This window comes from Acinetobacter sp. YK3, assembly GCF_001729365.1.
Lineage (GTDB): Bacteria > Pseudomonadota > Gammaproteobacteria > Pseudomonadales > Moraxellaceae > Acinetobacter > Acinetobacter vivianii.
Map to the genome: position 1 here is coordinate 1 of NZ_LZPJ01000054.1, position 5,069 is coordinate 5,069.

5 protein-coding genes are annotated in these 5,069 nt (G+C 39.9%); 2 read left to right on the top strand and 3 right to left on the bottom strand.

What is annotated here, in order from left to right:
- Window positions 1-336: 336 nt before the first annotated feature.
- Genes A9Z07_RS04965 through A9Z07_RS04975 form a run of 3 tightly spaced genes read right to left on the bottom strand, consistent with a single transcriptional unit; the run spans window position 337 to window position 2,306 of the window.
- Entirely contained in the window at window positions 337-948 is a 612-nt protein-coding gene (locus A9Z07_RS04965; protein WP_171066990.1) for an OB-fold-containig protein, read from the bottom strand.
- 22 nt (window positions 949-970) lie between these two features.
- Window positions 971-1,276, bottom strand: a complete 306-nt coding sequence (locus A9Z07_RS04970) for a Rieske (2Fe-2S) protein (RefSeq protein WP_104021878.1) — start codon at window positions 1,274-1,276, stop codon at window positions 971-973.
- 16 nt (window positions 1,277-1,292) lie between these two features.
- The gene (locus A9Z07_RS04975) at window positions 1,293-2,306 is read right to left on the bottom strand and encodes an adenosine kinase (RefSeq protein ID WP_069577412.1); all 1,014 of its coding nucleotides are present in this window, start codon (window positions 2,304-2,306) and stop codon (window positions 1,293-1,295) included.
- 172 nt (window positions 2,307-2,478) lie between these two features.
- Here A9Z07_RS04975 and A9Z07_RS04980 point away from each other — a divergent pair, with 172 nt between their 5' ends.
- Entirely contained in the window at window positions 2,479-2,868 is a 390-nt protein-coding gene (locus A9Z07_RS04980) for a GNAT family N-acetyltransferase (RefSeq protein ID WP_069577403.1), read from the top strand.
- Between the two features lie 132 nt (window positions 2,869-3,000).
- On the top strand, window positions 3,001-5,069 hold a 2,069-nt coding region (locus A9Z07_RS04985), incomplete at its 3' end, for an insulinase family protein (RefSeq protein WP_069577408.1).

A 5,069-nucleotide genomic window follows, 5' to 3' on the forward strand; every position in this document is an offset into this window, starting at 1 on the left:
TTTTAAATCTGATTAAAAAGCTCTGGTTTAAAATGAATTAAATAAATATTAAACCAACCAAAATGGTATGGATATAAAATATATAATATATACAGTGGCTTATCATTTTAACTACATATCTAAATTATTCTTAGATTGAAATACTGATAAAACCAAGCATTTAGGTAGAGTTTATTTGTAGAAATGTGACGAACATCACTTTTGTGTTTTGCCGTATTTCTAGATCACGAATCACTTCAGAAGGGAAGATATAAAACCCCTATTTTTATTGTGTACTTTTGTAACATTGTGTTTATTTTGGACTTGGAGATCGCGTTTAGCAGTTTTTGATTGGTTTTAATCTGGGGTAAACAGGTTATTTGAAAGAGAAATCTTTTTTGCAAGATAGTGTGAATTGGATTTTTGGCTAATCAGCAGGACTTGTGATTGTAATTCCAGTTCGCCATATTCTGGTTCAACTTGTACATAGTATAGTTGTCCAAACTCATCACGAACACGCGCCTGAGCAGAAAAACCTGGACGGGCATTTCCCGTTGAAATTGTTGCTAGACGACCAACCAGATTGGTATGTGTATGAATGACTTTGGGTTTAATTACCTGATCCAGACAGTGAATCATAAAGACAGTAAAGAAAATGTCGATGATCAAAGCAGGAACAAATAAATAATATGGAGAAATAAAGTAATGCTGTAAGGCAAAGAACGAAAGCTCAAGAAAATAGCCCGCAAAACTAAAGTTGATGAGCAAGAAAACAAAAATCAGATATTTGGAAAACTTTACATCTACTAAAGGCGAGTTCAGTAACCATTCTGGGGCAAGTTTCTTCACCAGATGGCTTGGACGTAAGCCGATAAAAATACCAATGGTTTCTGCAATGCTAAGCACGATCAAAGCGACTACGCTCATATGAAATGGCATAAGGTAGTAGTTGAGGAAAAACTCAGTCATTGCAGAATTCATGATTTAAGCATCAATCGATATAAATACCACCATCTGAGTGGACTTCCAGATTTACTTTTTCAAGGAATTCACCCAGACATGGGCCTGAAATACATTCGCCTGTTTCAACAGAGAATAGGGCGCCGTGAGTAGAACATTGAATATATTCGCGATCCTGATCAAGAAACTGATTTTCCAAGAACTCAAGTTCTGTCTGCAAATGCGGGCAAACATTCTGATAGGCATAAAAGCTGCCATCTTTTTGAGTAATAAAAATAGTTGTCCCTTTCATCGTATCGTATGCACGAGACTCACGCTCAGGGACTTCTTCAGTCATGCAAATCTTTTCCATGTTAAGCACATTCCTGTTGAGCTTTTTTAAATTTTTCCAAGAGTTCTGCGTAGTTTTCGACACTTAAACGTGGGCCGAATTGTGCAACAACTTCGCTAGAGATTAAAATAGCAAGTTGAGCGGCTGCTTCCAAGCTCAAACCAGCATTAATTGCATACAAGAATGCGCCAGCAAATGCATCGCCAGCGCCATTGGTATCGACTGCTTCAACTACGCGGCCATTCACATGAAACTGGTGAGCTTCATTTACGATGACGGCGCCTTTGGCACCTTGTGTGATTACAATGTGCTGGTTTTTTAGTTTCAGTGTTTCAATTGCAGCGTCAAGATTTTCTGTATTGCTGAACATGAGTGCTTCCTGTTCGTTACAGAAAAGCAAGTCAACGCCATCATCGAGCAGTTCTTCTAAACCTGAGCGAGCATATTGCACCATTGCAGGATCAGAAAGAGAAAGGGCAATTTTAACACCGTGTGCTTTAGCCAGCTCTCGTGCCTGTTTAACCGCTACGCGTGCAGTATCGCTGGTTGATAAATAACCTTCGATATATAACCATTTCGCTGTTTTTAATGGTTCAAAGTCGATCTGTTCAGCTGTCAATTCAGCGGTAATACCGAGATAAGTTTGCATGGTACGTTCAGAGTCTGGACTAATCAGTACCATGCAGGTGCCTGTCACACCTTCGCTGATTGATTGGGTTGCTGTTTTAATGCCAGCTTCGTTTAAACCGGTTAAATAGATTGAGCCAAGTTCATCGTTACCTACACGGCAACCATAAAATGCAGTACCACCTAAAGCACTAAAAGCAACGCTTGTATTCGCTGCTGAACCGCCACTGGCTTGGCCTTTGTAGCTTTGGGTAGTTTGTAATTTTTGATATAAATCTGCCTGTGTTTCGCCATCTGCTAATTGCATGGTACCTTTTTGCAAAGCTTGTTCTACTAAAAACTCATTAGAAACTTTAAATTCCTGGTCAATGAGTGCATTACCAATTGCAAAAAGATCAACAGTTGCCATGTTTGTCATCACAGTAAAAATCAAAAAGCAAAGTTTACACCAATGCTCAGGATTACAATAGTTTGTTGAAAAAAATTCAGCTGTTTATACGCGGGAAATTCAGGACAAAGACATGCATTTATTACAATGATTAAGAATAGAACGAATTTTAACGCTGCCGACTGATCTGAATATGCTGATTGAATTGTCTGAACGAGAAGGGTTCCGGTTTTTAAAAAGACTTAAGCACGACTTTGAAACGGGTGAAAATCGTTTTGATCAATATGGAGAAGGCTTATTTGCAGTATATAAAGATCAGGAGCTGATTGCAGTAGGTGGTGTTAGTCAGGACCCTTTCGATAAAACTGGAAAAATGGGCAGACTACGCCGTTTTTATATTCATCCTGATTGTCGTCAAAAAACAGTGGGAGCATATTTGTTGAAGCATATCGAGCAGTACGCCCAAACTTATTTTGAGCAGTTGTGTTTATTTACCGATACTAAAAATGCGGCTAATTTCTACCAACGTATGGGATATGAAGGTGTAGATTGGGGGTACAGTAATTTTCGGAAAGTTTTTTAATCAACTGTGTTGTGTTTAGCCGCTGCATTTTTCTACAAAAATAGAGTAATTTACATGGATATCGATACGTATTCTTCGGTAGACTCTCTATAATCAATCGTAATGATTTAATAGAGATAAATTGGAGATCACATGACTGTAGATGTTACTGAAAGCATTACTCAAACTATTCATCCCGCGTTTCAGCTATTACGTCAACACCATGTAGAAGCACTCGATATTCAAGTTTCAGAATATAAGCATAAAGTGACTGGCGCTGTTCACTATCACTTGGCGACTAGTCATGATGAAAATGTGTTTTTGGTTGCATTTAGAACCCAGCCAATGGATTCGAAAGGAGCAGCACATATTTTAGAACACACCGCGTTGTGTGGTTCTGAGAAGTTTCCTGTACGTGATCCGTTTTTCCTGATGATCCGTCGTTCCCTCAATACGTTTATGAATGCTTTTACTGCCGCCGACTGGACAGCCTATCCATTTGCGACACAAAACAAAAAAGATTTTCAAAACTTACTGTCTGTTTATTTGGACGCTGCATTTGCTGCCAATCTGAATCCGTTAGACTTTGCTCAGGAAGGGATCCGTATTGAGCTTGAAAATGATCAGGCGGTGTATAAAGGCGTTGTCTTTAATGAAATGAAAGGTGCGATGAGCTCTCCGACAGATCAGCTTTATCATCAACTTGCACATCATTTGTTCCCAGAAACAACTTATCACTACAACTCTGGTGGCGATCCAAAAGACATTCCAGATTTAAGCTATGAGCAACTAGTTGATTTCTATAAAACGCATTATCACCCAAGCAATGCGGTATTCATGACTTTTGGCAATCAAAGCGCGTACGATCTGCAAGAACAGTTTGAAAGTCTGGCATTACACAAGTTCTCTCAAGGCACGACTTTATACTCAAAACCTGAGAAACGCTTGACTGCACCAGTCGAAGTGACTGAAAGCTATGCGGTTGATAGTGAAGATTTGAAAGATAAAACTTATCATGTAATGTCATGGTTATTGCCACAAACCAGCGATACCAAACTCCGTCTAGGTATGCGTTTGGTTGAGGGGATTCTATTAGAGAATTCGGCTTCACCTTTACGTCACTATCTGGAAACCTGTGGTTATGCACAGTCAACAGGCCCACTCATGGGGGTTGATGACAGCAACTTTGAAATGACTTTCTATTGTGGTGTTCAAGGTTCAAATGCTGAACATGCAGAAACATTTAAAAATGGCATTCTGGATATTCTGAAAGATGTGGCTTCTAAGCCAGTAGATACCGATTTTGTCGATGCCATTCTTCATCAAATTGAATTACATCAACGTGAAATCAATGGCGATGGTACACCGTACGGTTTAAGCCTGATTTTAAATGGTTTGGGCAGTGCCATTCATCATAGTGATCCGATTCATGTCTGGGACGTGGACTCTGCGATTGAGCAAGTGAAAGAAGAGTTGAAAGACCCGATGTGGTTGTCAAACCTTATTCAAACTCACTTGTTAGATAATCCGCATCGTGTACAAATGACTTTGGTCCCTGATGCAACCAAATCGGTGAAAGAGCAGCAAGCAGAACAGGCGCGTCTGGCTGAGATTACGGCCAATTTAACCGATGCGCAGAAGATCGAGATTGAAGAAAAAACTGCAGCCTTAAAGCAGCGTCAGGATACGCCTGATAATCTTGAGTTATTACCAAAAGTTGGTTTGGAAGATGTACCTGCCGAGTTGCAGATTGTTCAAGGCCAGTTGCGCGAAATTATCTGTAATCGTTTAGATACGCCGTTAAATTTATACCATGCTGGTACCAATGGTATTTACTATCAACAAGTGTTAATTCAGATTCCTGACGAGATTGTTCAATCACCTTACTTCAATTTACTTTCGATTCTGATGGGTGAAGTCGGCGCTGGAGAATATGATTATCTTGAATTCCAGCAGATTCAGACAGCCGTGAGTGGTGGTCTGGGGATGGGCGCATCTTTGCGTAGTAAGGTGGATGATAAAGACCGTATCAGCGCATGGCTGACTTTAACCACCAAATCGTTGACACAAAAACTGGATGCAATTCAATTATTGAAATTGGCTTTTGAGCAACTACGTTTTGATGAGAAAGATCGCATTATTGAACTGTTACAGCAACGTAAAACGCGTTGGCAGTCACGTTTATCGGGTTCTGGTCATAGCTATGCGATGCAGGCTGCATC